Consider the following 17,812-nt stretch of genomic DNA (forward strand, 5'->3'; position numbering starts at 1 on the left):
GTCCGTGGCACGTGCCGTGCTCAACCAGGCTGACATCACGCGGGCGCTGACCCGCATCTCGCACGAGATCCTCGAGTCCAATCGAGGCAGCTCGGATCTCGTGCTCCTCGGCATCCCGACCCGGGGCGTCGCGCTCGCGCGCCGCATCGCCGAGACCCTCGCGCGCATCGAACCCGATGCCCCGCCCGCCCTCGCTGGCTCGCTCGACGTCACGATGTACCGCGACGACCTCGGCCGCACGCGCACTCGCACGCCCGCGCCCACTGAGGTGCCGCCCGGCGGCATCGATGGGAAGACCGTGGTGCTCGTCGACGACGTGCTCTACTCGGGCCGCACCATCCGCGCCGCCTTCGACGCGCTCGCCGACCTCGGTCGGGCTCGCGCCGTGCGCCTCGCCGTGCTCGTCGACCGTGGCCATCGCGAGTTCCCGATCCGTGCCGACTTCGTCGGCAAGAACCTGCCGAGCTCCACCCGCGAGCGCATCAACGTGCGCCTCGCCGAGATCGACGGCGACGACTCCGTCACGATCGGAGGGGGCGAGGGCTGATGCGCCACCTTCTCAGCACCCGTGAACTCGACCGCGAGGCGGCGATCGCACTCCTCGATGTCGCCGAGGACATGGCGGCCGTGCAGGAGCGCGAGGTCAAGAAGCTCCCGACGCTCCGGGGCAAGACGGTCGTCAACCTGTTCTTCGAGGACTCGACCCGCACCCGCATCTCATTCGAGGCCGCCGCCAAGCGCCTCTCGGCCGACGTCATCAACTTCAGCGCGAAAGGGTCGAGCGTCTCCAAGGGCGAGAGCCTGAAGGACACGGCGCAGACGCTGCAGGCGATGGGCGCCGACGGTGTCGTGATCCGCCACCACGCTTCCGGCGCCCCGCACACGCTCGCGACGAGCGGCTGGATCGACGCCGGCGTGGTGAACGCGGGCGACGGCACGCATGAGCACCCGACGCAGGCGCTCCTCGACGCGTTCACGATCCGCAGCCGCCTGCACGGCGCAGCCTCCCGCGGTCGCGGACTCGACGGTGTCCGCGTCCTGATCGTCGGCGACATCCTGCATTCCCGTGTTGCGCGCTCGAACGTGTGGCTCCTCACGACACTCGGTGCCGAGGTCGAGCTCGTCGCGCCGCCCACGCTCGTGCCGGTCGACATGACCGCGTGGCCGGCGCGCGTCGGGTACGACCTCGACGATGCGCTCGCAGCCCGGCCCGACGTGGTCATGATGCTCCGCATCCAGGCGGAGCGCATGCACGCCGCATTCTTCCCCAACAGCCGCGAGTACGCGCGGACATGGGGTCTCGACGACGCCCGGTTCGATCGGTTGCCCCCGACTACGATGGTCATGCACCCCGGACCCATGAACCGCGGGTTGGAGATCGCCGCCCGCGCCGCCGACTCGCCGCAGTCCACGGTGCGCGAGCAGGTCGCGAACGGAGTATCAGTGAGAATGGCCGCCCTCTATCTGCTGCTGTCGGGCGAACGGGGTGAAGCCTGATGCCGGAGCGCATTCTCATCACCGGCGCCACGCTGCCCTCCGGCGAGCGCGCCGACCTCCTCCTCGCGGAAGGCACGATCGCAGAGATGGGTTCGGTCGCGGATGCCGCGGGCGCCACGGTCGTCGACGCCGACGGCCTCATCGCGCTCCCAGGCCTCGTCGACCTGCACACGCATCTCCGCGAGCCCGGCTACGAGCAGAGCGAGACCGTGCTCACCGGCACGCAGGCCGCGGCGGCAGGCGGGTTCACGGCCGTGTTCGCCATGGCGAACACCTTCCCCGTCGCCGACACCGCGGGCGTCGTCGAACAGGAGATGTCGCTCGGACGTGCCGCGGGCTACGCGACCGTGCAACCGATCGGTGCCGTCACCGTCGGCCTGAAGGGCGAACAACTCGCCGAACTCGGCGCGATGGCCCGCTCGCGGGCGAACGTGAGGGTCTTCTCCGACGACGGCTTCTGCGTGTCCGACCCGCTGCTCATGCGCCGCGCCCTCGAATACGTGAAGGCGTTCGACGGCGTCATCGCGCAGCATGCACAGGAGCCACGCCTCACCGAGGGTGCCCAGATGAACGAGGGGGCCCTTTCGGGCGAGCTCGGCCTCGCCGGCTGGCCCGCCGTCGCCGAGGAATCGATCATCGCCCGCGACGTACTCCTCACCGAGCACGTCGGCAGCCGCCTGCACGTCTGCCACGTGTCCACCGCCGGCTCGGTGGAGGTGATCCGCTGGGCGAAGGCCCGCGGCATCGATGTCACCGCCGAGGTGACGCCGCACCACCTCCTCCTCACTGAGGACCTCGCGACGAGCTACGACCCGCGCTTCAAGGTGAACCCGCCGCTGCGCCGCGCCGAGGACGTCGAGGCGCTGCGAACCGCGCTCGCCGACGGCACGATCGACATCGTCGCGACCGACCACGCGCCCCACCCGGTCGAGGCCAAGGAGAGCGAGTGGCAGGCCGCCGCGAACGGCATGGTCGGCCTCGAGTCCGCTCTCTCGGTCGTGCACGCGGCGGTCGTCGAGACCGGGCTCATGGACTGGGCGGATGTCGCGCGCGTGATGTCGGACGCGCCGGCACGCATCGGTCGGCTGCACGGCCACGGCGAGGCGATCGCCGTCGGCGCCGCACCCGGCCTGACCCTGTACGACCCCGCTGCGGCATCCGAGTTCGACCTCCGCCGGCTCGCGGGTCGCAGCGCCAATTCGCCATACCTCGGCCGCCGCCTGCCGGGGCGCGTCGTCGCGACCTTCCACGGCGGGTACGCGACCTTCCTCGACGGCGCCGTGCGCCCGCACGAGGAGGTCGCCCGCAACGCGGCCGCAGCCTGGGGGGTCGAGCGTGGATAAGTGGATCGGGGCCGTCGTCGCCGTCGTCATCGTCGGGGTCGCGGCGTGGCTCATGTGGCGGTCGTGGCAGCGCCGCACGGTGCGAGACGAGTCCATGTCGGCGTTTCTGCCGCCCGCGCAGCGCGGAGACCCCCTCGTCGAGACCGAGGTGCTCTACGTCGCCACGACGCCCGTCGGCCGGCCGCTCGAACGGCTCGCCGTGCAGGGGCTCGCGTTCCGCGGCGCCGCCCACCTCGAGGTGCTGCCCGAGGGCGTCGTGATCCGGATCGCGGGGGAGCCGGTGATCTTCGTGCCGGCCGACCGCATCGTCGCGGCCGGCCCGGCGACCTACGTGATCGACCGCGGCGTCGAGCCCGAGGGCCTCATCGCGATCACCTGGATCGTGCAGGTGCACGATCCAGAACTGGTCGCCCCGCACGTCGACAGCTACTTCAGGGCCCGGTACCCGGGCGACTCGGCACGCATCATCGCGGCCGTCGGAGACATCGCCGCCGCGCCCATGGCGCCGCGGCCGGAACCGGAGAGCGAGGCCTCGGATGACTGAGACCCTGACCCGCACCCACGACCCCGCGGTGCTCGTGCTCGAGGACGGTCGCCGCTACGAGGGGCGCGCGTACGGTGCTCGCGGGCGCACCCTCGGCGAGTTGGTGTTCGCGACGGGCATGACGGGCTACCAGGAGACCCTCACCGATCCGTCGTACGCCGGCCAGATCGTCATGATGACCGCGCCGCACATCGGCAACACCGGCATGAACGACGAGGACATGGAGTCCTCCCGCATCTGGGTGGCGGGCTTCGTGGTGCGCGACCCCTCCCGCGTAGTGTCGAACTTCCGCTCCCTGCGGAGCCTCGAGGACGACCTCGAGGAGGCCGGCATCGTCGGCATCTGCGGCGTCGACACGCGCGCGATTACGCGGCACATCCGCTCTGCGGGCGCGATGCGTGCCGGCGTCTTCTCCGGTGACGCGGCCTCGCTCACGCACGGCGAACAGCTCGAGCTCGTGCTCGGCGGCGCCGAGATGGAGGGGCTGAACCTCTCGGGCACCGTGTCCACGGCCGACTCCTACACGCTCCCTGCCGAGGGCGAGCGCATTGGATCGGTCGCCGTGCTCGACCTCGGGGTGAAGACCTCGACACTCCGGTACCTCGCCGAACGCGGCTTCGACGTGCACGTCGTGCCGCAGACGATCACGGCCGAGGAGGTGCTCGAGTCGGCCCCCGACGCCCTGTTCTTCTCGAACGGACCGGGCGACCCCGCGGCATCCGACCGGCATGTCGACCTGCTGCGCACCACGCTCCGTGAGGGTCTGCCGTACTTCGGCATCTGCTTCGGCAACCAGCTGCTCGGCCGCGCGCTGGGCTTCGGCACCTACAAGCTGCCGTTCGGCCACCGCGGCATCAACCAGCCCGTGCTCGACCGCGCCACGGGCCGAGTCGAGATCACGGCGCACAACCACGGCTTCGCTGTGGATGCGCCCATCGACCGCGTGAGCGAGTCGAGCGAGGGCTTCGGCCGAGTCGAGGTGAGCCACTACGACCTCAACGACGACGTCGTCGAGGGCCTCAACTGCCTCGACATCCCGGCGTTCTCGGTGCAGTACCACCCCGAGTCGGCCGCGGGCCCGCACGACGCCAACTACCTGTTCGACCGCTTCCGGGAGATGGTCATCGCGAACCGTTCGGAACACGCGACCACCGAGGGAGACGACGCCTGATGCCCAAGCGCGACGACATCACGAGCGTCCTCGTCATCGGCTCCGGCCCGATCGTGATCGGCCAGGCCGCCGAGTTCGACTACTCGGGCACGCAGGCATGCCGGGTGCTCCGCGAGGAGGGCGTGCGCGTCATCCTGGTGAACCCGAACCCCGCGACGATCATGACCGACCCGGGCTTCGCGGACGCGACGTACGTCGAGCCCATCACGCCCGAGATCATCGAGTCCATCATCATCAAGGAGCGTCCCGACGCGTTGCTGCCGACCCTCGGCGGCCAGACCGCCCTGAACGCCGCGATCGCGCTGCATGACGCGGGCATCCTGGCCGAGCACGGCGTGGAGCTCATCGGCGCCAAGGTCGAGGCGATCCGCAAGGGTGAGGACCGGCAGCTCTTCAAGGACCTCGTCGTCGAGGCGGGGGCGGAGGTCGCCCGCTCGCACGTCGCGAAGACGCTCGACGAGGCGAAGGCGTTCGCCGAGGACCTCGGCTACCCGCTCGTCGTGCGCCCCTCGTTCACCATGGGCGGCCTCGGCTCGGGCTTCGCGTACACCGGGGAGGACCTCGTGCGCATCGTCACGCAGGGCCTCCAGAACTCACCCACCACCGAGGTGCTCCTCGAGGAGTCGATCCTCGGTTGGAAGGAGTACGAGCTCGAGCTCATGCGCGACACCGCCGACAACACGGTGGTCGTGTGCTCGATCGAGAACGTCGATCCGGTCGGCGTGCACACCGGCGACTCGATCACGGTGGCGCCTGCGCTGACGCTCACCGACCGCGAGTACCAGCGGCTGCGCGACATCGGCATCGACATCATCCGGGCCGTCGGCGTCGACACGGGCGGCTGCAACATCCAGTTCGGCGTGAACCCCGAGACGGGCCGGATCATCGTCATCGAGATGAACCCACGTGTCTCGCGCTCGTCGGCGCTCGCGTCGAAGGCCACCGGCTTCCCGATCGCGAAGATCGCGGCGAAGCTCGCCATCGGGTACCGCCTCGATGAGATCCCCAACGACATCACGCGGGTGACCCCTGCGAGCTTCGAGCCGACGCTCGACTACGTGGTCGTGAAGGTGCCGCGGTTCGCGTTCGAGAAGTTCCCCGCCGCCGATCCGACGCTCACCACGACCATGAAGTCGGTCGGCGAGGCCATGTCCATCGGCCGCAACTATGCGACCGCGCTGCAGAAGGCGCTGCGCTCGCTCGAGAAGCGCGGCTCGTCGTTCCACTGGGGCGCGGAGGAGCGCAGCGCCGAGGAGCTCGTCGAGGCATCCCGCGTGCCCACCGACGGCCGCATCGTGTTCGTGCAGCAGGCGCTCCGCAAGGGCGCGACCGTCGAGCAGCTGTCCGAGGCCACCAAGATCGACCCGTGGTTCCTCGACCAGATCGTGCTCATCAACGAGGTCGCCGAGACCGTCGCGAACGCCGACGCGCTCGACACCGAGCTCATCATGCTCGCCAAGAACCACGGGTTCTCCGACGCGCAGATCGGCCAGCTCCGCGGCTTCGGCGAGGCCGACGCCCGTGAGGTGCGCCACATCCTCGGCATCCGGCCGGTGTACAAGACGGTCGACACGTGCGCGGGGGAGTTCCCGGCGCTCACGCCGTACCACTACTCGAGCTACGACCTCGAGACCGAGGTGGAGCCGAGCGACCGGCGCAAGGTCGTCATCCTCGGCTCCGGCCCGAACCGCATCGGCCAGGGCGTCGAGTTCGACTACTCGTGCGTGCACGCGTCGTTCGCACTGTCGGACGCGGGCTTCGAGACGATCATGATCAACTGCAACCCCGAGACGGTCTCCACCGACTACGACACGAGCGACCGGCTGTACTTCGAGCCGCTCACGCTCGAGGACGTGCTCGAGGTCATCCACGCCGAGTCGCAGTCAGGTGAGCTCGTCGGCGTCGTGGTGCAACTCGGCGGCCAGACCGCACTCGGGCTTGCGAAGGGGCTCGAGGCGGCGGGCATCCCGATCCTCGGCACGAGCCCCGACGCGATCGACCTCGCCGAGGAGCGCGGCCTCTTCAGCGAGATCCTCGACCGCGCCGGCCTCGTTTCGCCGCAGAACGGCACGGCCATCGAGGTCGCGGGCGCCGTGCACGTCGCGGAGGGCATCGGCTATCCCGTGCTCGTGCGCCCGAGCTACGTGCTCGGCGGACGCGGCATGGAGATCGTGTACGACTCCGCCTCGCTCGCCGACTACTTCCTCCGCATCGAGGGCCAGGGCATCGTGGGCCCGAGTCATCCGCTGCTCGTCGACCGCTTCCTCGACGACGCGATCGAGATCGACGTCGATGCGCTGTTCGACGGCACCGAACTCTACATCGGCGGGGTCATGGAGCACATCGAGGAGGCCGGCATCCACTCGGGCGACTCGAGCTGCACCCTGCCGCCCGTGACGCTCGGCCGGGCCGAGGTCGACCGGGTGCGCGAGGCGACGCGCGCCATCGCCGAGGGCATCGGCGTGCGGGGCCTGCTCAACGTGCAGTTCGCGATCGGCGCCGGCGTGCTCTACGTGCTCGAGGCCAACCCGCGCGCGAGCCGCACGGTGCCGTTCGTCTCGAAGGCGCTCGGCATCCCGCTCGCCAAAGCCGCGTCGCGCATCATGGTGGGCGCGACGATCGCAGAGCTCATCGAGGAGGGCATGCTCCCGGCGTCCGACGGTTCGCGGGTGCCACTCGATGCGCCGGTCGCCGTGAAGGAGGCCGTGCTGCCGTTCCACCGCTTCCGCACGCGCGAGGGCATCACGGTCGACTCGGTGCTCGGCCCCGAGATGCGCTCGACGGGCGAGGTCATGGGCATCGACAAGGACTTCCCGACCGCGTTCGCGAAGAGCCAGCTCGCCGCGTACGGCGGCATGCCGCTTTCGGGCACGGTGTTCGTGTCGGTCTCCGACCGCGACAAGCGGGCGATCGTGTTCCCGGTGCTGCGGATGCAGCAGCTCGGATACGAGATCGCCGCGACGGAGGGCACCGCCGAGGTCCTGCACCGCCACGGGATCACGGCGCGCGTCGTGCGCAAGTTCAGCGAGGGTCCGTCCCCGGACCAGGCATCCGTCGTCGAGCTCATCAACCGGGGCGAGGTCGACGTCGTCGTGAACACCCCGAGCGGACGTTCGGCGCGCGCCGACGGCTACGAGATCCGTGCCGCCGCGGTCGCGTCCGACATCCCGCTGTTCACCACCATCGCCGAGCTCTCGGCCGCCGTCGCGTCGCTCGATGCGGTGAGCGGGGGCTTCGACGTGACGAGCCTGCAGGAGTACGCCACGCGCCGGGAGATGTCGGCGTGAACGGCGTGACGCCATTCGGCGAGCGGCTCGCGGCGGCGTTCGACGCCCACGGCCGCCTCTGCGTGGGACTCGACCCGCACGCCTCGCTCCTCGACGTGTGGGGCCAGCCCGACTCCGCGGAGGGCGTCCGCGAGTTCGGCCTGCGGGTCATCGAGGCAGCGGCGGGCCGCGTCGGCATCCTGAAGCCGCAGGTGGCGTTCTTCGAGCGGCACGGCGCGGCGGGCTACGCGGCACTCGAACGGCTCCTCCGCGAGGCGCGCGACGCCGGCCTACTCGTGATCGCCGACGTCAAGCGCGGCGACATCGGATCGAGCGTGGCCGCCTACGGTGAGGCGTGGCTCACGCCCGGGTCCTCCCTCGAGGCCGACGCCATGACGATCAGCGCCTACCAGGGGCTCGGCTCGATCGAGCAGGTGTCGCGGTCGGCCGACGCCGCGGGCAAGGGGCTCTTCGTGCTCGCCGCCACGTCGAACCCCGAGGCCGCCGCGATCCAGCGCGCCGTGCTGCAGCAGTCGAGCCGGGCCGGCTCGACGGTCGCGCAGGCCATCACGCACGGCGTGATCGGCTGGAACGAGCGGCGGGCGGATGCCGCGGGCGGCGACCTCGGCTCGATGGGCGTCGTGTTCGGCGCGACCGTCGACCTCCGGCTCGCCGGCATCGACACCGACGCCGAGCCGCCGCGGCCCGGGCTGCCGGTGCTCGCGCCCGGGTTCGGACACCAGGGCGCCGAACCCGGCGACCTCCGCCTCAGGTTCGGCTCCTACGCGTCAGGGGTCATCGCGAGCGAGTCGCGATCACTGCTCGGCGCCGGGCCCGAGGGCATCGCCGACGCCATCGCGCGTCGCATCGACCAGTACGGAGCCGCAATTGGCTGAGACCAGGACGAAGACGACCGCCGCACCACCCGAGGTGGACCGCGTCGCCGCATCCCGAGCCGCCGTGGCGGCACGACGCGCCCGCGCCGTGGTGAAGGCCGCCGTCGCCGACGGCTCGCGCAGCCCGCTCGACGTGCTGCGCGTGGCGTACGAGGCGCCGGAGGGCGTCGAGGGACGCCTGCGCGTCACGGAGTTCCTCACGTCGATCCCCGCGATCGGGGCGACGAAGACTGCCCGCATCCTGGGCGACCTCGAGATCTCGACGTCCAAGCGACTGGGCGGCCTCGGCCGCATCCAACGTCGCCGGCTGCGGGAGTTCGTCGCCGGCTGGGTGGCCGCGCACGGCGGCACGGGCGACCGGCTGGTCGTGCTCGCGGGCCCCACGGCGGTCGGCAAGGGCACGGTGGCTGCCTACATCCGCCGGCACCACCCCGACGTGCGACTGTCGGTGTCGGCGACCACTCGTCCGCCACGGCCGGGCGAGGTCGAGGGCGAGCACTACCTCTTCGTCAGCGACGCCGAGTTCGACCGCATGATCGAGGCGGGCGAGCTCCTCGAGTGGGCGACGGTGCACAACGCCTTCCGGTACGGCACGCCACGCCGTCCGGTCGAGGAGGCGATCGCCGCGGGCACGAGCGTGCTGCTCGAGATCGACATCCAAGGCGCACGGTCGGTGCGCCGCGCGATGCCCGAGGCGACGCTCGTGTTCCTGCTGCCGCCGAGCTGGGAGGAACTCGTGCGCCGCCTCGTCGGCCGCGGCACCGAGAGTCCCGCCGAGCAGCAGCGCCGGCTCGAGACGGCCAAGGTCGAGCTCGCGGCCGTCGAGGAGTTCGACCATCAGGTCGTGAACGTCGACGTCGGCAAGGCCGCGCAAGAGGTCGTAGACTTGATGAGGCCCCGAAAGGGTCGGCGCTGAGCTGCCCGGGCCCAGAGCTTGCGCGCACGAGGTGCGCTCGTCATTCGTTCTAAGGAGTCAGTCCATGGCTGAGAAGCTGTCCGGCATCATCGATCCGCCCATCGACGACCTGCTCTCCAAGGTCGACTCGAAGTACCAGCTCGTCATCTTCGCGTCCAAGCGCGCCCGCCAGATCAACGACTACTACGCCGACCTCCACGAGGGCAGCCTGTTCGACAACGTCGGCCCGCTCGTGGACTCGTCGATCGACGACAAGCCCCTCTCGGTCGCACTGCACGAGATCAACGAGGACAAGCTCCGCCTCCGCCCCATCGGCGACTGAGCACGCACGGATGTCGCCGCTCAACATCGTCGTCGGCATCACTGGCGGCATCGCGGCGTACAAGGCCGTCGGCGTCGTCCGCGCCCTCGTACTCGAGGGGCATGACGTCCATGTCGTGCCCACCGAGGGTGCGCTGCGGTTCGTCGGCCGCCCCACGCTCGAGGCGATCTCGCGCAACCCGCTGCACGTCGACCTCTACGAGGGCGTCGCCGAGGTGCGGCACGTGGCGCTCGGCCAGGCCGCCGACCTCATCGTGATCGCACCTGCGACGGCGAACACCATCGCGAAGCTCGCGACCGGGCTGGCCGACGACCTGCTCGGCAACACCGTGCTCGCGAGCGAGGCGCCCGTCGTCATCGCGCCCGCGATGCACACCGAGATGTGGCGGCATCCGGCCACGCAGGCCAACATCGCCACCCTTCTCGCACGCGGCGTCACGATCGTCGGCCCGGCCGTCGGCCAGCTCACGGGCGCCGACAGCGGCCCCGGTCGCATGGAGGAGCCCGAGGCCATCGTCGCGGCCGCGCTGCGACGCGTCGAGGCATCCGGCCGGCACGACCTTGCCGGCGTGCACGTGGTGGTGACCGCGGGCGGCACACGCGAGCCGCTCGATCCGGTGCGCTTCCTCGGCAACCGCTCGAGCGGCAGGCAGGGCGTCGCCATCGCCGACGCCGCGCGCGCCCGCGGCGCCGAGGTCACGCTCATCGCCGCGAACCTCGAGATCCCAGAGCCGGTCGGTTGCGAGATCCGCCGCGTCTCGACCGCGCTCGAACTGCAGCAGGCGGTGACGGATGCCGCGCAGGGCGCCGACGTCGTCGTGATGGCGGCGGCGGTGGCCGACTACCGGGCGGCCGGCGTCAGCGAGACGAAGATCAAGAAGGACGCGAGCGACTCCGGACTCACGCTCGAACTCGTGCGCAACCCCGACGTCCTCGCGGGCCTCGGACACGCACCCCACGACGGCATGCTGCTCGTGGGCTTTGCGGCCGAGACCGAGCCCGACGACGAGCGACTGCTCGACCTCGGGCGCGCAAAGCGCGAAGCCAAGGGCGCCGACCTCCTGGTGGTCAACCGCGTCGGCTGGACCGAGGGTTTCGCGACAGACGAGAACCGCGTGGTCGTCATCGGACGCAGTGGCGAGATCGTCACACGAGCACACGGAACGAAGCGGTCGGTGGCCGACGACATCCTCGACGTGGTTGTCTTGGAACTGGCGACCGCGGCCGCCACCGCCGACCCGACGAAGGAACACGAGCCCACATGAGCGCACTCCGCCTCTTCACGTCCGAGTCCGTGACCGAGGGACACCCCGACAAGATCTGCGACCAGATCTCGGATTCCATTCTCGACGCCCTGCTCACGGTGGACCCGCGCAGCCGCGTCGCGGTCGAGACGCTCGTGACGACGGGCCTCGTGCACGTGGCGGGGGAGGTGACCACCTCGGGTTACGTGGAGATCCCGGCCATCGTGCGCGACCGGGTCACCTCGATCGGATACACGTCGTCCGACGTGTGGTTCGACGGGCGCTCCTGCGGCGTCTCCATCTCGATCGGCGCGCAGTCGCCCGACATCGCGCAGGGCGTCGACCATGCGTTCGAGGCACGCGAGCGCGCGAGCGTGGACGCGCTGGACCTGCAGGGCGCCGGCGACCAGGGCATCATGTTCGGATACGCGACCCGCGAGACGCCAGAACTCATGCCCGTGCCGATCTGGATCGCGCACCGTCTCGCCGAGCGGTTGTCCGAGGTGCGCAAGCAGGGCGAACTCGAGTACCTGCGGCCCGACGGCAAGACCCAGGTGACCATCGGCTACGAGGGCCAGGTGCCGCGCACGATCGAGACCGTCGTGCTCTCCACCCAGCACTCGCCCGCCGTCTCCACCGAGCAGTTGCGAGCCGAGGTCGAGGAGCTCGTCATCCGGCCCCTGCTCGACACCGTCGAGCTCTCGCGGCCCGACCTGGCCGTGCTCATCAACCCCACCGGTCGCTTCGAGATCGGTGGCCCGCACGGCGACGCCGGGCTCACCGGCCGTAAGATCATCATCGACACCTATGGCGGCGCGAGCCGGCACGGCGGCGGGGCGTTCAGCGGCAAGGACCCGTCGAAGGTCGACCGCTCGGCGGCGTATGCCATGCGCTGGGTGGCGAAGAACGCCGTCGCCGCGGGCCTCGCCGACCGGCTGGAACTGCAGGTCGCGTACGCGATCGGCAAGGCAGCCCCCGTGGGACTGTACGTCGAGTCCTTCGGCACGGCGCACGTGCCCGACGAGCGCATCATCGCCTCGATCCGCGAGGTGTTCGACCTCCGGCCCGCCGCCATCATCCGCGACCTCGACCTGCTGCGGCCCATCTACGCGCAGACCGCGGCGTACGGCCACTTCGGGCGCGAGCTGCCCGACTTCACGTGGGAGCGGCTCGACCGCGTCGACGACCTGCGCACCGCCGCCGGACTCTGAGATGCCGGGCGGCGCCGTCGCCAGGGTGCTCATCGACTCCCCGCTTCCGCAACTCGACCAGCTGTTCGACTACGCGGTGCCGACGCGGCTCGCCGACGCCGCGAAGGCGGGCGTGCGCGTGAAGGTGCCGCTCCGCACGGGCGGCCGCATCGCCGACGGGTGGATCGTCGAGCTCGCCGACACGAGCGAGTACCGCGGCGAGCTGAGCGAGCTCGAGGACGTCGTCTCCGACGTGGCCCTCCTGCGTCCCGAGGTGTGGGAGCTCGCCCGGGCTGCGGCGGATCGGGCCGCCGGCAACGCGAGCGACATCCTGCGCCTGGCCATCCCGAGCCGCTATGTCCGCGTGGAACGATCGTGGCTCGCGGCCGACCCCGACCCGGGCCCGCTCCCGGCCGACCTGCCTCCGATCCCGGGCGCCGAAGCGGGCCGTCTCGAGGCGGGCATCGCCGACGGCGAGCGGATGACCGTGGCCGCCGATCCCCGGCCGGTGCGCCTCCCGACCGGCGAATGGGTCGCCGCCTGGGCGGCCACCCTCGCCCAGGCGGCCGCACACGCCCTGGCCGCCGACCGCTCGGCGCTGCTCGTCGTGCCCGACTACCGAGACCAGCAGCAGCTCGAAGCGGCGCTCGCGGCATCCGTCGACCGGCGTCGCGTGCTGCGCACCGATGCCAGGCAGTCGGGCGGCGACCGCTATCGCGCATTCCTCGACGCGACTGGTCCCGACGCCCGCATCATCGTGGGCAATCGTTCGACCGTGTACTCGCCGGCCGCACGGCTGGGCCTCATCGCGATCTGGGACGACGGCGATCCGCTCCTCGCCGAGCCGCTCGCCCCGGGGGTGCACGCCCGCGACGCGGCGCTCATCCGGCAGGAGCAGTCGGGTGCGGCGCTGCTCCTGGTCGCGCACACGAGAAGCGTCGATGTGCAGCGGCTCGTCGAGATCGGCTGGGTGCACGAAGTCGCGCCGTTGAAGCACGTGCGCCCCAGGGTCATCCCGACCGAGCAGCAGGCAAATCCGGAGCCCGGCTCGGCGCGTATCCCCACGGTCGCCTGGCGGCAGGCGCAGGAGGCGCTGCGCGAGGGTCCGGTGCTCGTACAGGTCGCCCGGCCGGGCAACGCGCCGCTCCTCGCGTGCGACCGGTGCCGCGAGCCCGCACGGTGCGCCGCATGCGGGGGCGGCCTCGCCGTGCCCCGTGAGGGCGGCACGGCCAGGTGCGTCCTGTGCGGCACCAGCGCGAGCGGTTGGAAGTGCCCCGTGTGCGACGGCACGAAGCTCCGAGCCGTCACGGTCGGCGCGAGCCGCACGGCCGAGGAATTGGGGCGAGCGTTCCCGAGGACGCGCGTGATCCTCTCCGACGGCGAGCGGCCGGTGCTGCGAGCCGGCCCCGAGCCCGCGCTGGTCGTCGCCACGCGCGGTGCCGAGCCGATCGCCGACGGCGGATACCGGGCGGTGCTGCTCCTCGACGGGGCGCGGATGCTCCTGCGCGAATCCCTTCGCGTCGCCGAGGACTGCCTGCGCTGGTGGTCGAACGCGAGCGCCCTTGCCGCGCCCGGTGCACCCGTCTTCCTCGTGGGCGTGGCGGGAGCGCTCGCCACGGCGCTCAGCGGTTGGCGGCAGGCCGAGTGGGCCGAGGGCGAGCTCGCCGCACGCCGCATGTTGCGCTTCCCTCCTGCCGTGCGAGTGGCGAGTGTCACAGCGGCCCACGCCGCCGTGGCTCGTGCGGTCGAGGCGGTGCGGGCCATCGGCGGCGTGGACGTGCTGGGTCCGGCCCCGGCCGACGAGGGCCTCGAGCGCGCAATAGTGCGATTCGACTACTCGTCCGGCACGCGTGTCGCGCGTGAACTGCACGCCGAGATGATCCGCGTGGCCACCGAGCGCCGGCGTCCCGTCGCCGGACGCCCGGTGCGACGCCCGCCCATGCTGCGGCTGCGATTCGACGATCCCGACGTGCCCTGACCGGCGACGGTCGGCCACCGTCGGCCACAATGGAGTGTGCAGAAGCTCCGCCTCGTCTTCGCCGGTACGCCGGCCGCCGCCGTCCCGTCGCTCGAACGTCTCGCCGCGAGCGGCCATGAGGTCGTCGCCGCGGTGACCCGCCCGGCGGCGCCGCTCGGCCGCAAGCGGGTGCTCACGCCCTCACCCGTGGCGTCGGCGGCCGCGCGGCTCGGCATCCACGTGATCGAGGCGGCCCGGCTCGACGCCGACGCGACCGGGCGCATCGGCGCGCTGCGACCCGACCTCGGCGTCATCGTCGCCTACGGCGGGCTCGTGCGTGAGCCGTTGCTCTCATCGCCCGCGCACGGCTGGATCAACCTGCACTTCTCGCTGCTGCCCGCGTGGCGCGGCGCCGCGCCGGTGCAGCACGCGCTGATCGCCGGCGACGCCGAGACCGGGGCATCCGTGTTCCGCCTCGTGCCCGAGCTCGACGCGGGCGACGTCTTCGGCGAACGGCGCCGCAGCATCGAACCCGACGAGACCGCGGGCGACCTGCTCGACGCGCTCGCGGTCACGGGTGCCGACCTCCTCGCCGAGGTTGTCGACGCCATCGCCGGCGGCACGGCCGCCACGACGCCGCAGCGGGGCGAGCCGACGTTCGCGCCCAAGCTCGGCATCGACGACGCGCGGCTGGACTGGAGCCTTCCGGCGGCGCGGGTGCGCGACCGGTTTCGCGGGGTGACGCCCGAGCCCGGCGCCTGGACCACGGTCGACGACCAGCGCCTGAAGGTGCTCGAGCTCGCCGACGCCTCGGATGCCGCTCCGTTCGCGCCGGGCGAGATCGCCGCATCGGGTCGCCGCGTGCTCGTCGGCACGGGCACGCACCCGCTCGAGCTGCGCCGCGTGCAGCCCGCAGGCCGCACGGCCATGCCCGCCGGCGACTGGTGGCGCGGCGCGGGCCGTGATCAGGTGGTGGCGCGGTGAGTGGCAGCGCATCGCGGCGGCCCGTCGGTGGGGGCGCGGGCGGTGGCCAGCGCGGCGGGCGCCCGGCACGGCGTGGCGCGCCCGACCGGATCTCGGCGGCCCGCCTCGTCGCCTACGACGTGCTCGAGGCGGTGCGCGCCGACGAGGCGTACGCCAACCTCCTGCTGCCCGTGCGCATCCGGCGCGCCGGACTCAGCCGGGCGGACGCCGCGTTCGCCACCGAGCTGACCTACGGCACGCTCCGCATGCAGGGCCTGTACGACCGCGTGATCGAGCTCGCCGCGGGTCGCTCGGCCGACGCGATCGACCCGGCCGTGCTCGACGTGCTGCGCCTCGGCACGCACCAGCTCCTGGCCACGCGCGTGCCGACGCACGCGGCGGTGTTCGAGCAGGTCGCGCTCGCACGCCGCGTCGCGCCGAAGGCGGCCGGCTTCGCCAACGCCGTGCTGCGCACCGTCTCGCGAACGTCGCCCGAGGCGTGGCGCGAGCTCGTCGCCGAGGGTGCGTCGAACGACGACGAGCTCCTCGCCCGGCTCGAGAGCCATCCCGCCTGGGTCGTACGCGCCTTCCGCGCGGCGCTCGAGCGCGAAGGGCGAGGCGCCGAGCTCCGTGAGCTGCTCGAGGCCGACAACGCGGCACCGCGGGTGAACCTCGTCGTGCTTCCCGGCCTGGGGGCCGAGCCGGCGGGGATCGAGGGCTTCGAGCCCGACCGGTTCTCGCCGATCGGCGGCACCGCCGCAGATCCCATTGCCGCGGCCGCGTCGTCGGACGGGCGCATCCGCGTGCAGGACGAGGGATCCCAGCTCGCCGCACTCGTGCTCGCCCGTGCGGCGCCGGTGCGCGCCGGCGAGCGCTGGCTCGACCTCTGCGCAGGCCCGGGCGGCAAGACCGCGGTGCTCGCGGCCGAGGCGCTCGCGGGTGGTGCGAGCCTTACCGCGAACGAGCTCGCGCCCGCGCGCGCCGAGCTCGTGCGGAACGCGATCGCCGCCGTCCCGCTTCCCGTCGAGGTGCGGGTCGGCGACGGTCGCGAGATCGACCCTGCCGCGCTCGGTGCCCCCGACGGCTTCGACCGGATCCTCCTCGACGCCCCGTGCACGGGCCTGGGCGCACTTCGTCGCCGGCCCGAAGCGCGGTGGCGCAAGACCCCGTCGGATGTCGCGGAGCTCACGCGGCTGCAGGGCGAGCTGTTCGACGCCGCCGTGCGCGCCCTGGCGCCCGGGGGCATCCTCGCGTACGTCACGTGCTCGCCGCACACCGCCGAGACTCGTGGCACCCTCGGCGCGGCGCTCGAGCGCTGGCGCGGTCGCATCGAGCAGCTCGACACGGCGGCGGCGGCCCAGGCGCTGGCGAGGCATCCGCTCGACCTGGAGGGCGAGCCGGAGACAGTGCAGCTGTGGCCGCATCGGCACGGCACCGACGCCATGTTCATCGCCCTCGTGCGTCGCAGCGACGAGGCCACGGACCCGGCCGCCGAAGGACCTCGGTAGGCTGGCGACATGACGACGCGGATCAACCCGAGCATCCTCGCCGCCGACTTCGCGAACCTCGAACGCGAGCTCGGGCGCATCGACACGGCGGACCTCGTGCACGTCGACGTCATGGACAACCACTTCGTGCCGAACCTCACGTTCGGGCTGCACATGGTGCGACGGCTGCACGAGGTCTCGCCCATCCCGCTCGACGTGCACCTCATGATCGACGACCCCGATCGGTGGGGTCCCGCCTACGCCGAGGCGGGCGCGCAATCGGTCACGTTCCACGCCGAGGCGGCCGGCGAGCCGGTCGCCCTTGCGCGCCGACTTCGCGCCCTGGGGGCGCGGGCGGGCATCGCCCTGAAGCCCGGCACCGACGATGCGCCCTACATCGACCTCCTGCCCGAGTTCGACCAGGTGCTCGTGATGACGGTCGAACCCGGGTTCGGCGGGCAGGCGTTCATTCCCGAGACGATGCCCAAGCTCGCCCGGCTCGCCGACGTCATCCACGAGGCCGGGCTCGACGTGTGGCTCGAGGTCGACGGCGGCATCACGGAGGAGACCATCGGCATCGCCGCCGCGGCCGGTGCGGACACGTTCGTGGCGGGGTCGCACGTCTTCAACGGCGAGGTGCCGGCCGACCGCATCGCCGCGCTCCGGGCCGCTGCTTCCGCGCACACGCACAGGCCGGGCTCCGGGCACCGGTAGTCTGGACGGGTGAAGACCTTCGACGACCTCTTCGTCGAGCTCAGCCGCAAAGCCCGCACCCGCCCAGAGGGTTCCGGCACCGTGCGCCAGCTCGACGCCGGCGTGCACGCCATCGGCAAGAAGATCGTCGAGGAGGCGGCCGAGGTCTGGATGGCCGCCGAATACCAGAGCGACGACGAGACCGCCGAGGAGATCTCGCAGCTCGTCTACCACCTGCAGGTGCTCATGCTCGCGAAGGGGCTCACGCCCGCCGACGTGTACCGACATCTCTGATCACGCACATGACCGATCAGGACCGTCGAC

Annotated in this window: 16 protein-coding genes; all 16 read left to right on the forward strand. The window is 72.0% G+C overall.

Translation table 11 applies throughout. The annotated features are described in order from the left end of the window. Positions 1-4: 4 nt before the first annotated feature. Positions 5-547 (forward strand): bifunctional pyr operon transcriptional regulator/uracil phosphoribosyltransferase PyrR, encoded by a 543-nt coding sequence (gene pyrR / locus IEX31_RS05255; protein ID WP_188742397.1) that lies wholly within the window; start codon positions 5-7, stop codon positions 545-547. Further along, positions 547-1,497, forward strand: a complete 951-nt coding sequence (locus IEX31_RS05260; RefSeq protein ID WP_188742398.1) for an aspartate carbamoyltransferase catalytic subunit — start codon at positions 547-549, stop codon at positions 1,495-1,497. The genes pyrR and IEX31_RS05260 overlap by 1 nt, the downstream gene beginning before the upstream one ends. Then, the gene (locus IEX31_RS05265; protein WP_188742399.1) at positions 1,497-2,840 is read left to right on the forward strand and encodes a dihydroorotase; all 1,344 of its coding nucleotides are present in this window, start codon (positions 1,497-1,499) and stop codon (positions 2,838-2,840) included. Before IEX31_RS05260 ends, IEX31_RS05265 begins: the two co-directional genes overlap by 1 nt. Then, entirely contained in the window at positions 2,833-3,384 is a 552-nt protein-coding gene (locus tag IEX31_RS05270; RefSeq protein ID WP_188742400.1) for a PH-like domain-containing protein, read from the forward strand. Before IEX31_RS05265 ends, IEX31_RS05270 begins: the two co-directional genes overlap by 8 nt. After that, positions 3,377-4,555: a glutamine-hydrolyzing carbamoyl-phosphate synthase small subunit gene (carA, locus tag IEX31_RS05275; protein ID WP_188742401.1), complete on the forward strand. Its 1,179-nt coding sequence runs from the start codon at positions 3,377-3,379 to the stop codon at positions 4,553-4,555. The genes IEX31_RS05270 and carA overlap by 8 nt, the downstream gene beginning before the upstream one ends. Then, on the forward strand, positions 4,555-7,842 hold the full coding sequence (gene carB, locus IEX31_RS05280; RefSeq protein WP_188742402.1) for a carbamoyl-phosphate synthase large subunit: 3,288 nt from the start codon (positions 4,555-4,557) through the stop codon (positions 7,840-7,842). Before carA ends, carB begins: the two co-directional genes overlap by 1 nt. Continuing rightward, positions 7,839-8,717, forward strand: a complete 879-nt coding sequence (pyrF, locus tag IEX31_RS05285) for an orotidine-5'-phosphate decarboxylase (RefSeq protein ID WP_229662128.1) — start codon at positions 7,839-7,841, stop codon at positions 8,715-8,717. Before carB ends, pyrF begins: the two co-directional genes overlap by 4 nt. Continuing rightward, entirely contained in the window at positions 8,710-9,633 is a 924-nt protein-coding gene (gene gmk / locus IEX31_RS05290) for a guanylate kinase (protein WP_188742403.1), read from the forward strand. Before pyrF ends, gmk begins: the two co-directional genes overlap by 8 nt. A gap of 64 nt (positions 9,634-9,697) precedes the next feature. Beyond that, entirely contained in the window at positions 9,698-9,955 is a 258-nt protein-coding gene (gene rpoZ / locus IEX31_RS05295; RefSeq protein ID WP_056732021.1) for a DNA-directed RNA polymerase subunit omega, read from the forward strand. 10 nt (positions 9,956-9,965) lie between these two features. After that, positions 9,966-11,219, forward strand: coding sequence for a bifunctional phosphopantothenoylcysteine decarboxylase/phosphopantothenate--cysteine ligase CoaBC (coaBC, locus tag IEX31_RS05300; RefSeq protein WP_188742404.1), 1,254 nt, complete (start codon positions 9,966-9,968; stop codon positions 11,217-11,219). Next, entirely contained in the window at positions 11,216-12,409 is a 1,194-nt protein-coding gene (gene metK / locus IEX31_RS05305; RefSeq protein WP_188742405.1) for a methionine adenosyltransferase, read from the forward strand. Before coaBC ends, metK begins: the two co-directional genes overlap by 4 nt. Position 12,410: 1 nt before the next feature. Further along, complete coding sequence (locus IEX31_RS05310) at positions 12,411-14,366, forward strand: primosomal protein N' family DNA-binding protein (protein ID WP_188742406.1); 1,956 nt, start codon at positions 12,411-12,413, stop codon at positions 14,364-14,366. 36 nt (positions 14,367-14,402) lie between these two features. Beyond that, entirely contained in the window at positions 14,403-15,329 is a 927-nt protein-coding gene (gene fmt, locus IEX31_RS05315; RefSeq protein WP_188742407.1) for a methionyl-tRNA formyltransferase, read from the forward strand. Continuing rightward, positions 15,326-16,816, forward strand: coding sequence for an RsmB/NOP family class I SAM-dependent RNA methyltransferase (locus IEX31_RS05320; protein ID WP_373285502.1), 1,491 nt, complete (start codon positions 15,326-15,328; stop codon positions 16,814-16,816). The genes fmt and IEX31_RS05320 overlap by 4 nt, the downstream gene beginning before the upstream one ends. Before the next feature lie 9 nt (positions 16,817-16,825). After that, complete coding sequence (gene rpe / locus IEX31_RS05325; RefSeq protein ID WP_188742408.1) at positions 16,826-17,509, forward strand: ribulose-phosphate 3-epimerase; 684 nt, start codon at positions 16,826-16,828, stop codon at positions 17,507-17,509. Between the two features lie 9 nt (positions 17,510-17,518). Further along, positions 17,519-17,782 carry a phosphoribosyl-ATP diphosphatase gene (locus tag IEX31_RS05330; RefSeq protein WP_188742409.1) on the forward strand — a complete coding sequence of 88 codons (264 nt, stop codon included), beginning with the start codon at positions 17,519-17,521 and terminating at the stop codon, positions 17,780-17,782. Positions 17,783-17,812 lie beyond the last annotated feature (30 nt).

The sequence above is a fragment of the Agromyces bauzanensis genome (genome assembly GCF_014645655.1).
Taxonomy (GTDB): domain Bacteria; phylum Actinomycetota; class Actinomycetes; order Actinomycetales; family Microbacteriaceae; genus Agromyces; species Agromyces bauzanensis.

What these genes read in the sequence shown, in the direction of transcription:
- IEX31_RS05260 (WP_188742398.1), top strand. Translation starts at nt 547, where the DNA reads ATGCGCCACCTTCTCAGCACCCGTGAACTCGACCGCGAGGCGGCGATC.
- IEX31_RS05265 (WP_188742399.1), top strand. Translation starts at nt 1,497, where the DNA reads ATGCCGGAGCGCATTCTCATCACCGGCGCCACGCTGCCCTCCGGCGAG.
- carA (WP_188742401.1), top strand. Translation starts at nt 3,377, where the DNA reads ATGACTGAGACCCTGACCCGCACCCACGACCCCGCGGTGCTCGTGCTC.
- carB (WP_188742402.1), top strand. Translation starts at nt 4,555, where the DNA reads ATGCCCAAGCGCGACGACATCACGAGCGTCCTCGTCATCGGCTCCGGC.
- rpoZ (WP_056732021.1), top strand. Translation starts at nt 9,698, where the DNA reads ATGGCTGAGAAGCTGTCCGGCATCATCGATCCGCCCATCGACGACCTG.
- coaBC (WP_188742404.1), top strand. Translation starts at nt 9,966, where the DNA reads ATGTCGCCGCTCAACATCGTCGTCGGCATCACTGGCGGCATCGCGGCG.
- metK (WP_188742405.1), top strand. Translation starts at nt 11,216, where the DNA reads ATGAGCGCACTCCGCCTCTTCACGTCCGAGTCCGTGACCGAGGGACAC.
- IEX31_RS05310 (WP_188742406.1), top strand. Translation starts at nt 12,411, where the DNA reads ATGCCGGGCGGCGCCGTCGCCAGGGTGCTCATCGACTCCCCGCTTCCG.
- rpe (WP_188742408.1), top strand. Translation starts at nt 16,826, where the DNA reads ATGACGACGCGGATCAACCCGAGCATCCTCGCCGCCGACTTCGCGAAC.